The following is a 17188-nucleotide window of genomic DNA, read 5'->3' on the forward strand; positions in this document are numbered from 1 at the left end:
GGATGACGGGGTGCGCGGCCGCGTGGGCGGTGGATCGACAGCGGGACGGACCCTTATCGGGGCGTCGGGCATTCGTTGTTCTAGTGCAACGAGGGAGACCGCATGACGATCGAAGTGGCCGAACAACCGAAGGTAACGGTGGTGGAGACGATGCCGGACCGGCTGGCATTGCCGGTGTGGACGCTAATCGCACCCGGCCTGGGGCTTGTCGCGGTGCTCTTCGGCCTCGCCAAGATGGGGTCGATCGGCACGGCGGCGGCGATCGTGGTGCTGATCGCCAGCGTGCTCGCCGCGGTCCATCATGCCGAGGTCATCGCGCACAAGGTCGGCGAGCCGTTCGGCACGCTCGTGCTCGCGATCGCCGTGACGGTGATCGAGGTGTCGCTGATCGTGTCGCTGATGCTGTCGGATGCCGGCGACGCCGCGGCGCTCGCGCGCGACACGGTGTTCGCCGCGATCATGATCATCCTCAACTTCATCATCGGGCTCTGCCTGCTCGCGGGCGCGGTGCGGCATCACGAACAGCGCTTCACGTTGAAGGGGATGAGCGCGGCGCTGGGCGTGCTGGCGGCGATGTCGGTGCTGTCGCTCATCCTCCCCAATTACACCTCGTCGACGACCGGGCCGACCTATGCGCCGTCGCAGCTGGTGTTCGTCGCGATCGTCTCGCTGGTGCTCTACGGTACGTTCGTGCTGGTCCAGACGGTCCGGCATCGCGACTATTTCCTGCCCTCGGCTGACGACATGGAGACGCACGCGCACGCCGCCCCGCCATCGCAGCGCGCGACGGGAATCGCGTTCGGGATGCTGCTCGCCGCATTGGTCTCGGTCGTCCTGCTTGCCAAGACGCTGTCGCCGACGATCGAGGCCGCCGTGCTCGGCGCGGGCCTGCCGCTCGCGGTCGTCGGGGTGGTGATCGCCGCGCTGGTGCTCGCGCCCGAGAGCCTGGCCGCGTACAAGGCGGCCAGGCGCAACCGGTTGCAGACCAGCCTCAACCTTGCATTGGGCTCTGCGCTGGCGACGATCGGGCTGACGATCCCGAGCGTTGCGATCGTCTCGCTCGTGCTCGACCTGCCGCTTGCACTGGGGATCGACGCCAAGGGGATGACGCTGCTCGCACTGTCGCTGTTCGTGGCGACGCTGTCGCTCGGCACCGGACGCACGACCGTGCTGCAGGGCGTCCTCCACCTCGTGATCTTCGCCGCCTATCTGTTCACGACGGTCGTGCCCTAGGGGAGCTTATCCGTCACCCACTCCGTCATCCTGACTTTCTTCAGGATGACGGCTGGGGTGGTATCCGCGAGTGACTTGCATTAGCATCACTTCAGCGGGTTTCGACCCAAGAAGCGGGAGAGCGGATGTGAAGACGGCATGGATGGGCGCGGCGATGCTCGCGCTGATGGCGGCAGGCGCGGCGGATGCGCATGAGGTCTGGGTCGAGCGCGACGGGGCAGGACCCGCGCGCATCTATCTCGGCGAGCCCGCCGAACCGATGCCCGCGGGCGGCGATCCCGAATTCGCCAATCTGAAGACGCCGCGAATCGTCGCGCCGGCCGCGACTGCGCTGGTTCGCAAGGCCGGGTTCCTCGAGGCGCAGCTGCCCGCGGGCGACGTGCATGTCTGGGACGACGACGTCTTCGCGCCCTGGGGTGATCCGGGCAAGCGCGAGGGCATCATCTACTACGCGCGCGCCGGTCGTGCCGATCCGCGCACCAAATTGCCGTTCGAGATCGCACCCGCGACCGCGAACGGGACGCGCTTCGTCCTGACGCGCGAGGGGAAGCCGGTCGCGGGCGCGAAGGTCACGCTGATCTCGCCGACGCGCGTCTCGACCGAGCTGGTCACCGACGCCGCGGGTGCGATCACGCCGCCGCTCGTCGAGAAGGGCCGCTATCTCCTGTCCGCCGCCGCCAAGGATATGACCGAGCACAGCCTGCCGCGCGGGCCCGTGACGACGCTCCACCGGATCACGACGACCAGCTTCACGCTCCCCTGAGACCGCGCGCCGGCTTCGCCGCCGGTCGCGTCAGCGCGCGCGTTGCCGGGCGGCGAGCGCGATGCCCGCCGCGATCTGGACGACGGCATAGAGACGGCGGCGGCCCGGGCGGTCGACGAACGGCTGGACCAGCGCCTCGGTGCCGAGCGCGTCGTCCTTCCACAGATCGACGTGGCGCCGCGGCTGGAGCAGCCCGAGCAGTCCGTCGCCGACCATGAAGATCGCCGCCATCTCCGCGGCGCGGGCGGGCCAGGGGTTCTCCTGCGTAGGCAGAATTCCAGAGTCAGGCGCGGCGACGCTCGTGGCTGCTGGGCCGCCGCCTTCAAGGGGGAACGGATCGGTCATTGCGGTTTCGCCTTCGCTGCCTGTGCGGATTTCCATGCGGCCACCGCCTCTAGCGCGATGCTCCGGCGCAGGACCAGCGCATCGGGGTCGATCACGACATGCGCGCCCTTCGGCACGGCAAGCGTCGCGGTGCCCGTCGTCATCGGCAGCGTCCGCGTCTTGCCGTCGATCTGCACCTCGACCGGCAGCGGGAACCGGCCATTGCCCGGCACCTTCCACGCCAGCGTCAGCGTGGTGCCGGTGCGTGTCTCGATCAGCTCGGGCAGTGCCGCCTGGCGGAGATAGACGTCGAAGAACCAGCCATAATCCTTCCCGGTAACGCGGCGGACGATCGCCTCGTACTCCTTTGTGGAGCCGAAGCGGGGGGTGAAGTTGCCGGGCTTCGGATCGGGACGGCCATAGACTGCGCGGCGCGTCACGTCGAAAAAGGCGGTGTCACCGATCAGGTTGCGCAGCGTGTGCAGCATCCACGACCCCTTGTTGTAGATGTCCTGCCCGGCGCCGCCCTTGTCGAGCTCGTACACCTCCTCCTCGGTGGTAATTCGCTGCTGGGTCATCGGCATGCGGTTCATGATCGCCCCGCGCTCACCCTGCAGCATCGTCGCATAGCGCGCGCGCCCCTCGCGCCACTGACCGTAGAGCGGTTGCATATAGGTGCCATAGCCCTCGTGCAGCCAGTAATCGTCCCAGTTGGCGGCGGTCAGCTGGTTGCCGAACCATTCATGCGCGAACTCGTGCTGGAACAGCCAGTCGAACCCCTCGGGCGCCTTGGCATAGTCGTTGCCGTAGGCGTTGATGGTCTGGTGCTCCATGCCCTTGTGCGGGGTCTCGACGACGCCGAGCTTCTCGTCGCCGAACGGGTAGGGGCCGATCATGCTCTCGAAAAAGTCGAGCGTCGGGGCGAATTCGGCGAACAGCTTTTCCGCCTGCGGCTTCTCGCCGGGCAGATACCAGTAGAACATCGGAATGCTGTTGCCGAAGCGGCTCTTATAGGTGCCGCGGACCTCCTCATACGGCCCGACGTTGAGCGCGATGCCGTAGGTGTTGGGGTGCTTGGCGCGCCAGTTCCAGGTGGTGCGGCCGTCGGCGAACGTGTCGACGCCGACCAGCACGCCGTTCGACGGCGCCTTCAGCCCCTTGGGCACGGTGATGTGGAGATCGACCAGCGCAGGCTCGCCGGTCGGAAAATCGAGGCACGGCCAGAACAGGTCGCAGCCATAGCCCTCCGCCGTGGTCGCGAACCAGGTGCGCCCGTCGGGGGTCTTCGACCAGACCATGCCGTCGTCCCACGGCGCCTTTACCGCGACATGCGGCGTGCCCCCATAGGTGATCGTCGCGGTCACCTTCCCGCCCGCCGGCACCGGCCGGGGCAGCGTGATGGTCAGCCGCCCCTCCGGATTGGTCCAGGCGGAGGCGGGTAGCGCGACGCCGTCGATCGCGATGGCGGTCACCGGCAGGTTGCGGTCGAGATCGATCGGCAGCCGCGCGACCGGCGCACGCGCGGTGAAGCGCAGCGTCGCGACGCCGTTCAGCCGCTGCGCATCGGGCAGCACTTCGAAGGCGAGATCGGCATGGTCGAACTGCAGCGCGGTCTGTTCGGGGGTGAGCGCGCCCCCCGAACGCTGCGTCTGCGCGGTGATCGCGGGTTCGCCCTTGCGCGGCAGCTGCGCTGAGACCGGGGGGATGGCGAGCAGCGCGGTGCAGCTGGCGGCGAGGAGGAGGCGCAGGATCATGCGGCGCGTTCTCGCGCGGTGGTCGGATCGATACAAGAGCGATAGGCGCACCCGTGATAGGACGGCACGGTGTGACGGAGTCCCGGACCGTGTGTGGGGGCGCTTCGGCGATTACGTAGCCCGGCGATTGATGGATCCGCCATCCTCACCATATAATGAGCTGACGCCGACCTTGTTCGGTCCGGTACCGGAGCTTGCATGACCCACTATCCCGTTCTTCCGCTACGCGACATCGTCGTGTTTCCGCACATGATCGTTCCGCTGTTCGTCGGCCGCGAGAAATCGGTCGCGGCGCTCGAGGCGGCGATGGCGGCAGAAAAGGAGATCTTCCTGGTCGCGCAGCTCGACCCGGCCGAGGACGATCCCGCGCGCGACGATCTCTACACGATGGGCGTGACCGCGACCGTGCTCCAGCTGCTCAAGCTGCCCGACGGCACGGTGCGCGTGCTGGTCGAAGGCAAGGTTCGCGCGACGCTCGAGACGCTCGACGAGAGTGGTGACTTCCTAACCGCCGAAGTCGCGACGGTCGCCGATGCCGAGGTCGAGGGTCCCGAGATCGCGGCGCTGATGCGCTCGGTCGTTGACCAGTTCGAGAATTACGCGAAGCTCAACCGCAAGCTGCCCGCCGAGACCGCGACCCAGCTGTCCGAGATCACCGAGGCCGCCCGGCTGTCCGATGCCGTAGTCGCCAACATCCAGATCAAGGTCGCCGACAAGCAGGCGATGCTGATGCAGACCGACCCCGCCAAGCGCCTCGAAATGGCGTTTGCGGCGATGGAGGGCGAGCTCGGCGTCCTGCAGGTCGAGAAGAAGATCAAGAGCCGCGTCAAGCGCCAGATGGAGAAGACGCAGCGCGAATATTACCTCAACGAGCAGTTGAAGGCGATCCAGCGCGAGCTCGGCAATGAGGGTGACGAGGGCGAAGGCGACGAGATCGCCGAGCTGACGCAGAAGATCGCGACGCTCAAGATGAGCAAGGAAGCGCGCTCCAAGGCGACCGCCGAGCTCAAGAAGCTGAAGACGATGGCGCCGATGAGCGCCGAGGCGACGGTCGTGCGCAACTATCTCGACGTGCTGCTGGGGCTTCCCTGGGGCAAGAAGTCGAAGATCAAGAAGGACATCTCGGCGGCCCAGGCGGTGCTCGACGAGGATCATTATGCGCTCGAGAAGGTCAAGGACCGGATCATCGAATATCTCGCGGTCCAGGCGCGCACCAACAAGCTGAAGGGGCCGATCCTGTGCCTCGTCGGCCCGCCGGGCGTCGGCAAGACCTCACTCGGCAAATCGATCGCCAAGGCGACGGGTCGCGAGTTCATCCGCCAGTCGCTGGGTGGCGTGCGTGACGAAGCCGAGATCCGCGGTCATCGTCGCACCTATATCGGCTCGCTGCCGGGCAAGATCGTCACCAACCTGAAAAAGGCGGGGGCGTCGAACCCGCTGTTCCTGCTCGACGAGATCGACAAGCTCGGCCAGGATTTCCGCGGCGATCCGGCGTCGGCACTGCTCGAGGTGCTTGACCCGGAGCAGAACGGCAAGTTCCAGGATCATTATCTCGAGATCGACCTCGATCTGTCGGACGTGATGTTCGTGACGACCGCGAACACGCTCAACCTCCCCCAGGCACTGCTCGACCGGATGGAGATCATCCGGCTCGAGGGCTATACCGAGGACGAGAAGGTCGAAATCGCCGAGCGGCATCTGATCGCCAAGCAGATCGAAGCGCACGGCCTGAAGGACGGCGAGTTCATCCTGACGCAGGAGGGCCTGCGCACGCTGATCCAGCAGTACACCCGCGAGGCGGGCGTGCGTACGCTCGAGCGCGAGATCGCCAAGCTCGCGCGCAAGGCGCTGCGCCGGATCCTAGAGGGCAAGGCGACGAGCGTGACGATCACGCCCGACAACATCGCCGAGTTCGCGGGCGTGCAGAAATATCGCCACGGCCTGTCCGAGACGGAGAACCAGATCGGCGCGGTCACCGGGCTTGCCTGGACCGAGGTCGGCGGCGAGTTGCTGACGATCGAAAGCGTCACCGTGTCGGGCAAGGGCGCGGCCAAGCTGACGGGCACGCTCGGCGACGTGATGAAGGAGTCGATCGAGACCGCGTTCAGCTACGTCAAGGCGCGTGCACCGAGCTATGGCATCAAGCCATCGCTGTTCAACCGCAAGGACATCCACATCCATCTGCCCGAAGGCGCGACGCCCAAGGACGGTCCGTCGGCAGGTGTCGGGATCGTCACGTCGATCGTCTCGACGATGACCGGCGTGCCGGTCCGGCGCGAGGTGGCGATGACCGGCGAGGTGACGCTGCGCGGTCGCGTGCTGCCGATCGGCGGGCTGAAGGAGAAGCTGCTCGCGGCGCTGCGCGGCGGGATCACCACCGTGCTCATCCCGCACGAGAACGAGAAGGACCTCGCGGACATTCCGGCGAACATCAAGGAGGGGCTGAAGATCATCCCCGTCAGCCATGTCGACGAGGTGTTGCGGCTTGCGCTGACCGAACCGCTCGAGGCGATCGAGTGGACCGACGCGGACGAACTGGCGGCCTTGCCGCCCGCGCCGATCCCGCCGGTCGGGGGCGGTCTTCACCACTGAGCGCATCCGGCGCGGTATTTCGCCGCGTCACGATGGCCGATACCGAACCGCGCGGTTAAAGCATCGCGCGGCGGTTTCGTTTGACAGCAGACGATACCGCCGCGTTACTGCCTGGAGATTGGCGCCGCGATTCCATCGCTGCCGATTCGGTATTTGTTTGGGGGATTAACTGTATGAACAAGCAGGAACTGATCGCGACGGTCGCGGACACGTCGGGGCTGGTCAAGGGCGATGCGGTCAAGGCCGTCGAAGCCGTTTTCGACGCGATTTCGGCTGCGCTGAAAAAGGGCGAGGAAGTCCGGCTGGTCGGGTTCGGCACCTTCTCGGTCTCGAAGCGCAAGGCCTCGACGGGACGCAACCCGCGCACCGGCGAGCCGATGACGATCAAGGCGTCGACCCAGCCCAAGTTCAAGGCGGGCAAGGGGCTGAAGGATTCGGTCAACTGATCGACCGATCATGACCAACAGGGCTGGACAGCGCGGCATGCCGCGCTTAAAGGCCCGCTTCCGAACCAGTTTCGGGCGCGTAGCTCAGCGGTAGAGCACACCCTTCACACGGGTGGGGTCACAGGTTCAATCCCTGTCGCGCCCACCAGATTTACGCCGGTCCTCTCCATCGCGAGCGGGCCGGCGTTTCTGTTTTCGGGGTTTTTTCAGTGCCTTAGTCGATCTTTGGCGCCTCTGTGATCGACTGCGTGAATGTACTAGATCGGCATTCTGCATTTCACGCTGCGCCGCAGCATCCCATATATGATGCGTCGCACAATTCTAAGGAGCTACCCCATGTCGATCATCGGCACCCAGCTGAAGCCGTTCTCCACCCAGGCCTATCGCCAGGGCAAGTTCATCGAGGTGTCGGACGCCGACGTCACGGGCAAGTGGGCGGTCTTCTTCTTCTACCCAGCCGATTTCACGTTCGTCTGCCCGACCGAGCTCGAGGATCTGGCCGACAATTATGCCGCGTTCCAGAAGATGGGCGTCGAGGTCTACAGCGTGTCGACCGACACCCATTTCTCGCACAAGGCCTGGCACGACACGTCGCCGGCGATCGGCAAGATCGATTACACGATGCTGGGCGATCCGTCGGGCACCATCACGCGCAACTTCGACGTGATGCGCGAAGGCCAGGGCCTGGCCGATCGCGGCACCTTCGTCGTCGATCCGCAGGGCGTGATCCAGCTGATGGAGATTACCTCGGAAGGCGTCGGCCGCAACGCGATGGAGCTGCTGCGCAAGGTCAAGGCCGCACAGTATATCGCAGCCCACCCCGGCGAGGTCTGCCCCGCCAAGTGGGAAGAGGGTGAGACCACGCTCGCCCCGTCGCTCGATCTCGTCGGCAAGATCTGAGCCACTGACGGAGCCGGTCGCCCGGCTTCGTTACCAAAGGGGGAGGGGTTCGCTCCTTCCCCGGCCTGCCGGACTTCGGTCTGGCAGCCACCCTGCCGCATGACGCCCCGATGTCGTGCGGCACGGTGGACCCCGGACCCGGTCCGGGGTGACGATTTTCGCGACGGCAGCCCGCCGCGCGTCCCTTTCATCAGACAGGAGAGCGTCCGTGCTCGATGTGAACCTTACCGCGCAGCTCAAGACCTATCTGGCGAACATCGTCCAGCCGATCGAACTCGTCGCCTCGCTCGACGACGGCGCCAAGTCGCGCGAGCTCGAGGGCCTGCTGACCGAGATCGCGGCGCTGTCCGATTCGGTGACGATGGTCCGCAAGGATGACGACAAGCGCCGCCCGTCGTTCATGATCCGCCGTGCCGGCACCGATATCGGCGTGCGCTTCGCCGGCATCCCGATGGGACATGAGTTCACTTCGCTGGTGCTCGCACTGCTCCAGGTCGGCGGGCATCCGTCGAAGCTGACGCAGGAGGTGATCGAGCAGGTACGCGGGCTCGACGGCGATTTCGCGTTCGAGACCTATTTCTCACTCAGCTGCCAGAACTGCCCCGAGGTGGTGCAGGCGCTGAACCTGATGAGCGTGATCAACCCGCGGATCAGCCATGTCGCGATCGAGGGCGGCGTGTTCCAGGACGAGGTCACGAACCGCAACATCCTGTCGGTGCCGGCGATCTTCCTCAACGGCGAGCCGTTCGCGCAAGGCCGGATGAGCGTCGAGCAGGTCGTCGCGAAGCTCGACACGGGCAGCACCGCGCGCGCGGCCGAGAAGATCGCGGGCAAGGATCCGTTCGACGTGCTCGTCGTCGGTGGCGGCCCCGCCGGCGCGGCAGCGGCGATCTACGCCGCGCGCAAGGGCATCCGCACCGGCATCGCGGCCGAGCGCTTCGGCGGTCAGGTGCTCGACACCATGTCGATCGAGAATTTCATCTCGGTCGCCCATACCGAGGGGCCCAAGCTCGTCGCGCACATGGAGCAGCATGTCGCCGAATATGGCGTCGACGTGATGAACCTGCAGACCGCGAGCAAGTTGATCCCCGCGACGCAGGTCGGCGGCCTGCACGAGGTGCAGCTTGCGAGCGGCGCGTCGCTGAAGGCGCGGACCGTGATCCTGTCGACCGGTGCGCGCTGGCGTCAGATGAACGTGCCGGGCGAGGAGGCGTATCGCAACAAGGGCGTGACCTATTGCCCGCATTGCGACGGCCCGCTGTTCAAGGGCAAGCGCGTCGCGGTGATCGGCGGCGGCAATAGCGGCGTCGAGGCGGCGATCGACCTGGCGGGCCTCGTCGCGCACGTCACGCTGATCGAGTTCGACAGCGACCTGCGCGCGGATGCGGTGCTCCAGCGCAAGCTCGCCAGCCTGCCCAACGTCAAGGTCGTCACCTCGGCGATGACCACCGAGGTGCTCGGCGACGGCAAGCAGGTGACGGGGCTCAGCTACAAGGATCGCAACCACGACACGCTGCATCAGGTCGAGCTGGAGGGGATCTTCGTCCAGATCGGGCTCGTGCCGAACACCGAATGGCTGACCGACACGGTCGCGCTGACGATGCGCGGCGAGATCGAGGTCGATCACCGCGGCGAGACGTCGATCCCCGGCGTGTTCGCGGGCGGCGACGTGACGACGGTGCCGTTCAAGCAGATCGTGATCGCGATGGGCGAAGGCTCGAAGGCGGCACTGGCGGCGTTCGACTACATGATCCGCCTCGCCCCCGAAGAGCAGGACGCGCTCGCGGCCTGAGGGCGGGGGGCTTCTCCCCCGTCCGTCATCCCGGACCCAGGGTAACGCGCGCTGGCGTCCGTGGCTCTGGATCCTGACTTTCGTCAGGACGACGATGTGTGTGGGGTAAGCGTCACTCGCCTCCGTCATCCTGGACTTGATCCAGGATCCAAAGTTGCGGGCGTTGGTGCTTGTGGCTCTGGGTCCTGACGTTCGTCAGGATGACGGTGTGGCGAAGCGCCGACCGAAAATCCCGGCGGCACAAAAGAAAAAGGCCGGGGAAATTCCCGGCCGTTTCCTCACTTCTTCTTGGCTTTGCGCGCCGCATATTTGGCGTCGCGGAGTGCCTTCTTGTCGGCGTCGGACATTTGCGACTTGGCTTCGGCCTCGAGCGCGCGGGCTGCGGCTTCGGCGGCGGCGGCCTTCTTGGCGGCCTTGGCCTCCTCTTCGGCATCGCGCTTGGCCTGGCGCTTGGCGCGCTCGGCCTCCTCCTTGGCGGCGCGGGCGGCGGCGCGCTCGGCGGCGACCGCCGGATCGATCGCAGGCTTGGCGCGCAGTTTCTCGAGCGCCTTCAGCTTCGCGTCGTTCGCAGAGGCGGTACGTTCCTGAAAACCGGGGTCCTTGAAAGAGGCCATACTCGTCGAAAATTCCTGTAATCGCGGTGAAATCCGCGGGATTGCCCGGATAAGGGCCTTGCTAGCGTCCGTGCCCCTTAAATCATTGTGCCGCGCAGCGAAAGCGGGGTGATGCACCCCGGGTCCCCGTGATACCGTCCGTCGTCGTCCCGCCCCGGCTCAGCGCGTACCTCGCCGCCCCGTTGTCACATTGCTGAAACACCACCGTCATCCGGCCGTCATCGAAACCGCATCGCACTGTCATCTGTGCCGCCTAACCGCCGTTGAGAGATCGGCAGGGGGACCCGAGTCGATCCACGCAATCAATGATCGACCGGGAGTTCCGTGAATGACCAGCTTCAAGCGCATCGGCCTTATCCTGCTGACCAGCACCGCCTGTGCGGCGCTGTCGGCATGCGGAGGCGCGGACAGCGTCGCGTCGCCGGGTGCGGGCACCATCGTGATCCCGCCGGCAACGCCGACCCCGACGCCGACCCCCACGCCGACGCCGACGCCCAGCGCGATCACCGCGGCACAGTTCGCCGCCCCGACCACGGTCAACACCATCACGATCACGCCTGACGAGCAGCTCGCGGTCGTCAACGCCGGCACGAACAACAATGTCAGCGGCGTCAGCACCGGCCTGAACGGCCTGTATCCGACCTCGGCGACGTCGCTCACCACGCCGATGGATCCGTCGACGCTCAACAGCTTCTTCACCAGCACGAACTTCGTCGGCGCGCTCAACGGCCCGACCGACACCGCGTTCCAGGGCTGGACCTGCAACTCGACCTCGGCCGAATTCGGCGGCTCGGGCGCACGCTGCACCGCGGTGCCTTCGGTCGGCGCGGTCACCGCGACGAGCGTCTGCCCGACCGGCACGACCGATGACGGCCTGGTCGCGACGTTCCGCGCCTGCCGCCTGCCGACCGTGATCAGCGGCACGCTGACGCTGCCGAAGATCGCCGGCGTCTTCTACCGCCTGCGCGGCCAGACCGAGATCGGCACCGATGTCGGCACGACCGGTGTGGACAATGGCGCGGTCCTAAACATCGAGGCCGGCGTCGTGATCGCCGCGGATTCGAGCGAAACGACCAACGACCTGCTGATCGTCAACCGCGGGTCGAAGATCAACGCGGTCGGCACCGCCACCGCCCCGATCGTCTTCACCTCGCAGCAGAACCTGGCGTCGAACGGCGTCAGCGACGCGACGCAGGGCCAGTGGGGCGGGATCGTCATGCTCGGCCGCGCACCGGTCGCGGTCTGCGCCACCGGCACCGGCCCGAACAATGCCGCCGGCAGCAGCACGACCTGCCAGCAGGCGATCGAGGGTGTCACCGGGCGCTTCTATGGTGGCCCGACGGCCGCCGACAGCAGCGGCACGATGCAGTACGTCCAGATCCGCTACAGCGGCATCGCGATCAGCGACGGCAACGAGCTCCAGGGCCTGACGCTCGGCGGCACCGGCTCGGGCACCACGCTCAACCACATCCAGAGCCACAATTCGGCGGATGACGGCATCGAGATCTTCGGCGGCACGAGCAACCTGAAGTATATCGCGATCACCGGCGCGGATGATGACGGCTTCGATATCGACAATGGCTATCGCGGCTTCATCCAGTTCATGATCGCCGCCCAGCGCACGCTCGGTGCGACCGCCGACTCCTTCTCGACCGAGATCGATTCGAACAATGCCGAAGACCTGCTGCCGCGCACGTTCGGCCGCTACGCCAACTTCACCTTCATCCAGACCGCGCTGGCCCCGGCCGCGATCCGCCTGCGTGGTGGTGCGGACATGACCTTCGTCAACGGCGTGGTGAAGACCCCGGCGAACGTCGCCTGCGTCAACATGATCGCGGGCGAACAGACGACGGGCGGCCGCACCACGGTCCGGCCGGCGGATGCCGCGCTGCAGGACGTCGGACCGCCGGCGTTCAGCTCGGTCTACTTCGCCTGCCAGGGCCGCTGAGGCGGGCGCGATCTGAATGCGCCGTGATGCCGGGGCGGTCCTTGGGGGACCGTCCCGGCATTCGCCTATGACTTTACGAATCGGGATTACAGGCCATGTCCAAGCGCCGCGCCTACGGAACACTGCTCCTCCTCACCTCGACGCTGGTCGCGCCCGCCGCGCTCGCGCAGACCGCGCCCGCGCCGGCCGCACCGCCCCGGCCCGCCGCGACGCCGCAGGCCGAGGCGGACCAGACCAATGCCGCGACGCCGGGCACGTCGGCCCAAGAGCAGACCACACAGCAGGCCACACCGCAGGCCGCCCCCGAAGCCGGCGTCGAGGTCTCGAGCCCCGGCTATGACGCCGCGGCGGGCGAGGACATCGTCGTCGTCGGGCGCAACATCCCGAACACCGTGCGCGCGACCGCACAGATCGTCTCGGTGCTGTCGAGCGCGGACATTGCGCGGACCGGCGAGGGCGACATCGCCGGCGCACTGACGCGCGTCACCGGCCTCAGCGTCGTCGGCGGCGGCTTCGTCTATGTCCGCGGCCTCGGCGATCGCTATTCGTCGTCGCTGCTCAACGGTTCGCCCTTGCCGAGCCCCGAGCCGCTGCGCCGGTCGGTTCCGCTCGACATCTTCCCGACCGCGATCGTCGGCTCGGCGCTGGTCCAGAAGACCTATTCGGTGAACTATCCCGGCGAATTCGGCGGCGGCGTGATCAACCTCACGACCAAGGCGATCCCGGAGAAGAACTTCCTGAGCATCGGCGGGTCGATCTCCGCCGACACCGTGACGACCAGCGAGCTCGGCTATACCTATTATGGCGGCGATGCGGACTGGATCGGCTTCGACGACGGCGCGCGCAAGGTGCCAGCCTTCATCAAGAACGCGCCTGGCGGCACCGGGATCATCCCGACCGACCAGGTCGCGCAGCTCACCAATGCGAACACGACGCTGCTCCAGCGCAACAACCAGCTGCCGGCCAACTGGTCGGGCGAGCTGAGCGGCGGATCGGTGTTCGACTTCGGCTCCGACCGGCTGGGCATCATCGCATCGCTCAGCGCGAGCAACACCTTCCGCACGCGCTCGTCGACGCAGCAGGATTCGGTGTCGACCGACGGCACGCTGCGCAATGATTTCCAGACGCTGCTGACCGACAACCGGATCGTCACCAACGCGCTGATCGGGCTGGGGTACGAATTCGGCCCGAACACGATCCGCTCGACCACCGTCTATATCCACGACACGCTGAAGCAGGCGCGCGGATCGTCGGCGACCGTCTACAACAATTCGAGCGGGCTGCGTTTCCAGCAGAACACCAACTGGTTCGAACGCCAGCTGTTCGAGAGCCAGCTCGTTGGCGAATTCAAGCTGACCGACGCGCTGAAATTCGACGCGCGCGGCGCCTATGCCAATTCGAAGCGCAACGCGCCGTACGAGCGGCAGTTCGACTATCTGTGCTCGGCGACCACCACGACCGGCCTGCCGATCAGCGTCGAGGCGCCCAATGGCTCGGACGGCGCGCAGTGCAACGGCGCGTACCAGGTGACCCAGCGCTTCACGCCGTTCGCATCGATCATCTTCAGCGAACTGAACGAGGATCTCTACACCGGGCAGGGCGACCTGTCGTACAAGCTCGACACCGAGCGGCCGATGACGCTGTCGACCGGCTATTTCTACTCGGACACGAAGCGCAATTCGACGCGCCTCCAGTTCAACTATCAGACCGCCGCGGGCGGCGGCACCGCGCCGGGCTATCCGTACAACCTGCTGCGTCCCGACTATCTGCTCGGGATCGATTCGCTCAACGCGAACCAGATCCAGCTGCAGTTCAGCACACCGCTCGGCGCCTATGCCTATGACGCGTCGCTGCGCATCCATGCGGGCTATGTCCAGGCCGAGGCCGAGGCGACCGACGGCGTCCGCGCGACGATCGGCGTCCGCTACGAGACCGCCGCGGAGCAGGTGACGCCGATCGGCACGACGACGACGCGGCTGAAGAACGATTATTTCCTGCCCGCCGCGACGCTCACCTACAACTTCGCGAACAACATGCAGCTGCGCGCAAGCGCGTCGAAGACGATCTCGCGCCCGCAGTTCCGCGAACTCGCGCCGCAGCAGTTCCGCGATCCCGAATCGGATCGTCTGTTCTTCGGCAACCCGCTGCTGAAGGATTCGGAGCTCTACAATCTCGAGGGCCGCTATGAGTGGTTCTTCGCGCGCGACCAGCGCTTCACGCTCGGCGGCTTCTACAAGGAGATCAAGAACCCGGTCGAGCAGGTCGGCTTCTACACCGGCGCGGACGACCGGTTGCAGACCGGCTTCACCAACCTGCCCGAGGCGACGCTCTATGGCGCGGAGGTCGAGCTCCAGAAATATTTCGACCTCGATTTCCTCAATTCGGACTTCTTCGCGACGCGGCGCGCGCTGTTCATCGCCAACTACACCTATTCGAAGTCGTCGATCACCGCGGACAATAGCTGCGTCCCGAACGTGCTCAACCAGACGCTCGGCGGGTGCCAGGCGGGCTTCGGTCCGGCCTCGCTCCAGTTCCGCGACGGCGCGTCGCTGACCGGCCAATCGGACCATCTGGTCAATGTCCAGGTCGGGCTCGAGGATACGGCGTCGCTCTCGGCGATCACCTTGCTGTTCAACTATGCCAGCAACCGCGTGACCAACCGCGGCCCGTCGAACCTCAGCGGCGTCGGCTTCCAGCCCGACATCATCGAAAAGCCCGGCATCCGCCTCGACCTGGTCGCACGGCAGGGCTTCGAGCTCGTCGGCGGAAAATGGGAGCTGAAGGCCGAAGCGCGCAACCTGACCGGCACGCGGTTCCAGGAAGGCCAGACCTTCGACAATGGCGCGCAGGTGTTCATCAACCGCTACAATCTTGGCCGGGTGTTCACGCTGGGGCTGAGCACGACGTTCTGAGGTCGGGCGGTGGCGGGCTGCCCGGGGGGGCTAGCACCGCCCCGTCATCCCGGCGAAGGCTGGGATCCAGTGTTGCCGGGGACGGCGCTGCTCGGCTCTGGATCCTGGGTCGAGCCCAGGATGACGGGGTGGGGGTGAACGGGGCGCCTGCCACCCGCCCGTCATCCCGGCGGACGCCGGGACCCAGGGTCACGGGCGGACCGCTGCGTGGCTCTGCATCCCGGGTCGCGCCCGCATGCCGCGGTAGGGGCGGTTACCCCCAGGGGCGCTCGCGGTACCATTTCGTGATGACGTATTTGACGCCGCTGCGGACCTTCATGCCGTGGTGGAGCGTCGCGGGGTTGGGCGTTCCGTCGGGCCGGCGGTTGTTCCAGGCGAGCAGCTTGCCCGTCTCGGGCTGGACGATCTTGTCGATCGCCTTGAACCGCGTCGCGCCGCCCGCCTCGGGCTGGTTGAGATAGACCATCACGGTCCAGGTACGATTGCCCGCGACGCTGCAATAGCGGTCATAGTCGACACCGGTCGGCTCGAAATAATCGGTGTGTCCCTTGAACTCCTGCCCGACCGCATAGCGCTGCCCCTGGAGCGGTTCGCCATAGATGCCGTCGAGCCCGGTCAGCGCGGCGATCCGCGCCTCGACATCGATCACCACGGGATCGGCGGGGTCGAGGTCGCCCGTCTCGCTCGTACGATAGCTCGCATCGCCGTTCGAATCAGAAATCGTCGATGGGCGGCGGACGGTGTCGATTCGCTCGAGCAGCGCGGTGCATAGCGCGGGCGGCAGGAAGCCGCGGTTGAGGAAGAGCGTTAGCTTGGGGCTCGGCACGCGCTGGACGCCCGGGGCCGCGGTCAGCCGCGCGACGACCGGCTCGGCGGGCAGGCCGCTGCCGAGCGAGACCGGAGAGGGGGCGGGAGGCGTGTCGGCGGAGGTAATGACCATGATGCTGTTTTGCCGGGCAATCCGCGCTTGCGCCAGCGCGGCATAAATCTATCGCCAGATTGACGCGTAACTGTAACATGGCATGCCTAGCGCCATTGGGGGCGCCAATGGCGGCGGCACCGCGTCGGGAGGGGGTTCGCTCATGCGATTGACGATCGACGCACGTGCGCGCCGTATCCTGCGGCGGCTGCCCGTGATCACGGTATATTCCGCCGCCGAGCTCGCGCTGATGGCGGGGCTGGCGGTGCAATGCGCGCGGTTGATCTGGGTCGCGGTGGCGCCGGTGACGCCGCTCGGCGCGTGGCGCCCGGCGGCGATCGCGCCGGCGGGGGCGAATGGCGACATCCTGCGCAGCTTCGATCCGTTCTTCCGGCTGGGTGCGCCCGCCGGTGCCGGGCCCGCGACCGTCACCGCGCTGCAGCTGACGCTGTTCGGGACGCGGATCGACGATGCGACGGGCCGGAGCTCGGCGATCATCGCGGGCGCGGACAATGTCCAGACCAGCATCGTCGTCGGCGAGGAGATCCAGCCCGGCGTCCGGCTGAAGGCGGTCGCGTTCGACCATGTCACGATCGATCGCGGCGGCGTCGACGAGGATCTGTTCCTCGACCAGTCCGACGCGGTCGCGCCGGTGTCGCCGACCGGCGCAGCGCCGGGAGCGGCGCCACCGCCGGGCGGCGCGGGCATCGCGATCGGCCAGTTGCGCAGCGAGATCGGCTTCATCCCGCGGATCGACGGCGGCCGCGTCAGCGGGCTGACGGTCCGGTCGCAGGGCTCGGGTAACGCCTTCCGCCAGGCGGGGCTGCGCGATGGCGACATCGTCACCTCGATCGGCGGGCGTCCCGTCACCGGGCCGGGCGATCTCGACCGCATCGCCGCGGATTTCGCGCAGGGCGGCAACGTGCCCATCACCGTCGAACGCGGCAAGGACACGCTGCCGCTCGCTATCACGATCGCACCCCCGCAATGA

At 66.9% G+C, this 17188-nt stretch carries 13 protein-coding genes and 1 tRNA gene; 10 read left to right on the top strand and 4 right to left on the bottom strand.

Going from position 1 to position 17188, the window contains the following annotated elements; all coding sequences use genetic code 11:
- The first annotated feature begins 102 nt into the window (after positions 1-102).
- Positions 103-1233 carry a calcium:cation antiporter gene (locus C8J24_RS11200; protein ID WP_197977813.1) on the top strand — a complete coding sequence of 377 codons (1131 nt, stop codon included), beginning with the start codon at positions 103-105 and terminating at the stop codon, positions 1231-1233.
- Positions 1234-1360: 127 nt separating this feature from the next.
- On the top strand, positions 1361-1996 hold the full coding sequence (locus C8J24_RS11205; RefSeq protein ID WP_244180630.1) for a DUF4198 domain-containing protein: 636 nt from the start codon (positions 1361-1363) through the stop codon (positions 1994-1996).
- Between the two features lie 30 nt (positions 1997-2026).
- Here the strand turns inward: C8J24_RS11205 and C8J24_RS17875 are convergent, their stop codons facing one another.
- The gene (locus C8J24_RS17875; RefSeq protein WP_244180632.1) at positions 2027-2341 is read right to left on the bottom strand and encodes a hypothetical protein; all 315 of its coding nucleotides are present in this window, start codon (positions 2339-2341) and stop codon (positions 2027-2029) included.
- Entirely contained in the window at positions 2338-4074 is a 1737-nt protein-coding gene (locus C8J24_RS11215; protein ID WP_107932356.1) for a M1 family metallopeptidase, read from the bottom strand. The genes C8J24_RS17875 and C8J24_RS11215 overlap by 4 nt, the downstream gene beginning before the upstream one ends.
- Before the next feature lie 198 nt (positions 4075-4272).
- Between C8J24_RS11215 and lon the strand changes: the two genes are divergently transcribed.
- The 5 genes from lon (at position 4273) to ahpF (ending at position 9804) form a co-directional block, all read left to right on the top strand.
- Positions 4273-6666, top strand: a complete 2394-nt coding sequence (lon, locus tag C8J24_RS11220; RefSeq protein ID WP_107932358.1) for an endopeptidase La — start codon at positions 4273-4275, stop codon at positions 6664-6666.
- A 173-nt stretch (positions 6667-6839) separates the two neighbouring features.
- The gene (locus C8J24_RS11225; protein WP_031438963.1) at positions 6840-7112 is read left to right on the top strand and encodes an HU family DNA-binding protein; all 273 of its coding nucleotides are present in this window, start codon (positions 6840-6842) and stop codon (positions 7110-7112) included.
- A 73-nt stretch (positions 7113-7185) separates the two neighbouring features.
- Positions 7186-7260: transfer RNA gene (locus C8J24_RS11230), tRNA-Val, on the top strand.
- A gap of 188 nt (positions 7261-7448) precedes the next feature.
- Positions 7449-8012: an alkyl hydroperoxide reductase subunit C gene (gene ahpC / locus C8J24_RS11235; protein ID WP_107932360.1), complete on the top strand. Its 564-nt coding sequence runs from the start codon at positions 7449-7451 to the stop codon at positions 8010-8012.
- 208 nt (positions 8013-8220) lie between these two features.
- Positions 8221-9804, top strand: coding sequence for an alkyl hydroperoxide reductase subunit F (gene ahpF / locus C8J24_RS11240; protein ID WP_107932362.1), 1584 nt, complete (start codon positions 8221-8223; stop codon positions 9802-9804).
- Positions 9805-10082: 278 nt separating this feature from the next.
- Here the strand turns inward: ahpF and C8J24_RS11245 are convergent, their stop codons facing one another.
- Positions 10083-10418 (bottom strand): DUF6481 family protein, encoded by a 336-nt coding sequence (locus C8J24_RS11245; protein WP_031396424.1) that lies wholly within the window; start codon positions 10416-10418, stop codon positions 10083-10085.
- A gap of 328 nt (positions 10419-10746) precedes the next feature.
- Between C8J24_RS11245 and C8J24_RS11250 the strand changes: the two genes are divergently transcribed.
- Positions 10747-12366, top strand: a complete 1620-nt coding sequence (locus C8J24_RS11250; RefSeq protein ID WP_107932364.1) for a hypothetical protein — start codon at positions 10747-10749, stop codon at positions 12364-12366.
- Positions 12367-12461: 95 nt separating this feature from the next.
- The gene (locus C8J24_RS11255; protein ID WP_107932366.1) at positions 12462-15278 is read left to right on the top strand and encodes a TonB-dependent receptor domain-containing protein; all 2817 of its coding nucleotides are present in this window, start codon (positions 12462-12464) and stop codon (positions 15276-15278) included.
- A gap of 253 nt (positions 15279-15531) precedes the next feature.
- Here C8J24_RS11255 and C8J24_RS11260 read toward each other — a convergent pair whose 3' ends face one another.
- Positions 15532-16218 (bottom strand): prolyl hydroxylase family protein, encoded by a 687-nt coding sequence (locus C8J24_RS11260; RefSeq protein ID WP_107932368.1) that lies wholly within the window; start codon positions 16216-16218, stop codon positions 15532-15534.
- A gap of 142 nt (positions 16219-16360) precedes the next feature.
- On the opposite strand from C8J24_RS11260, the gene C8J24_RS11265 reads away from it, so the two are divergent.
- A complete protein-coding gene (locus tag C8J24_RS11265) occupies positions 16361-17188 on the top strand; it encodes a type II secretion system protein N (protein WP_107046005.1) in 828 nt (275 codons plus the stop codon).

The organism is Sphingomonas aerolata (assembly GCF_003046295.1).
GTDB classification, from domain to species: Bacteria; Pseudomonadota; Alphaproteobacteria; order Sphingomonadales; family Sphingomonadaceae; genus Sphingomonas; species Sphingomonas aerolata.

Coding starts and splice junctions, on each gene's coding strand:
- ahpC (WP_107932360.1), top strand. CDS start 7,449: ATGTCGATCATCGGCACCCAGCTGAAGCCGTTCTCCACCCAGGCCTAT.
- lon (WP_107932358.1), top strand. CDS start 4,273: ATGACCCACTATCCCGTTCTTCCGCTACGCGACATCGTCGTGTTTCCG.
- C8J24_RS11260 (WP_107932368.1), bottom strand. CDS start 16,218: ATGGTCATTACCTCCGCCGACACGCCTCCCGCCCCCTCTCCGGTCTCG.
- C8J24_RS11225 (WP_031438963.1), top strand. CDS start 6,840: ATGAACAAGCAGGAACTGATCGCGACGGTCGCGGACACGTCGGGGCTG.
- C8J24_RS11250 (WP_107932364.1), top strand. CDS start 10,747: ATGACCAGCTTCAAGCGCATCGGCCTTATCCTGCTGACCAGCACCGCC.
- C8J24_RS11255 (WP_107932366.1), top strand. CDS start 12,462: ATGTCCAAGCGCCGCGCCTACGGAACACTGCTCCTCCTCACCTCGACG.
- C8J24_RS11245 (WP_031396424.1), bottom strand. CDS start 10,418: ATGGCCTCTTTCAAGGACCCCGGTTTTCAGGAACGTACCGCCTCTGCG.
- C8J24_RS11265 (WP_107046005.1), top strand. CDS start 16,361: ATGCGATTGACGATCGACGCACGTGCGCGCCGTATCCTGCGGCGGCTG.
- C8J24_RS11200 (WP_197977813.1), top strand. CDS start 103: ATGACGATCGAAGTGGCCGAACAACCGAAGGTAACGGTGGTGGAGACG.
- C8J24_RS17875 (WP_244180632.1), bottom strand. CDS start 2,341: ATGACCGATCCGTTCCCCCTTGAAGGCGGCGGCCCAGCAGCCACGAGC.
- C8J24_RS11215 (WP_107932356.1), bottom strand. CDS start 4,074: ATGATCCTGCGCCTCCTCCTCGCCGCCAGCTGCACCGCGCTGCTCGCC.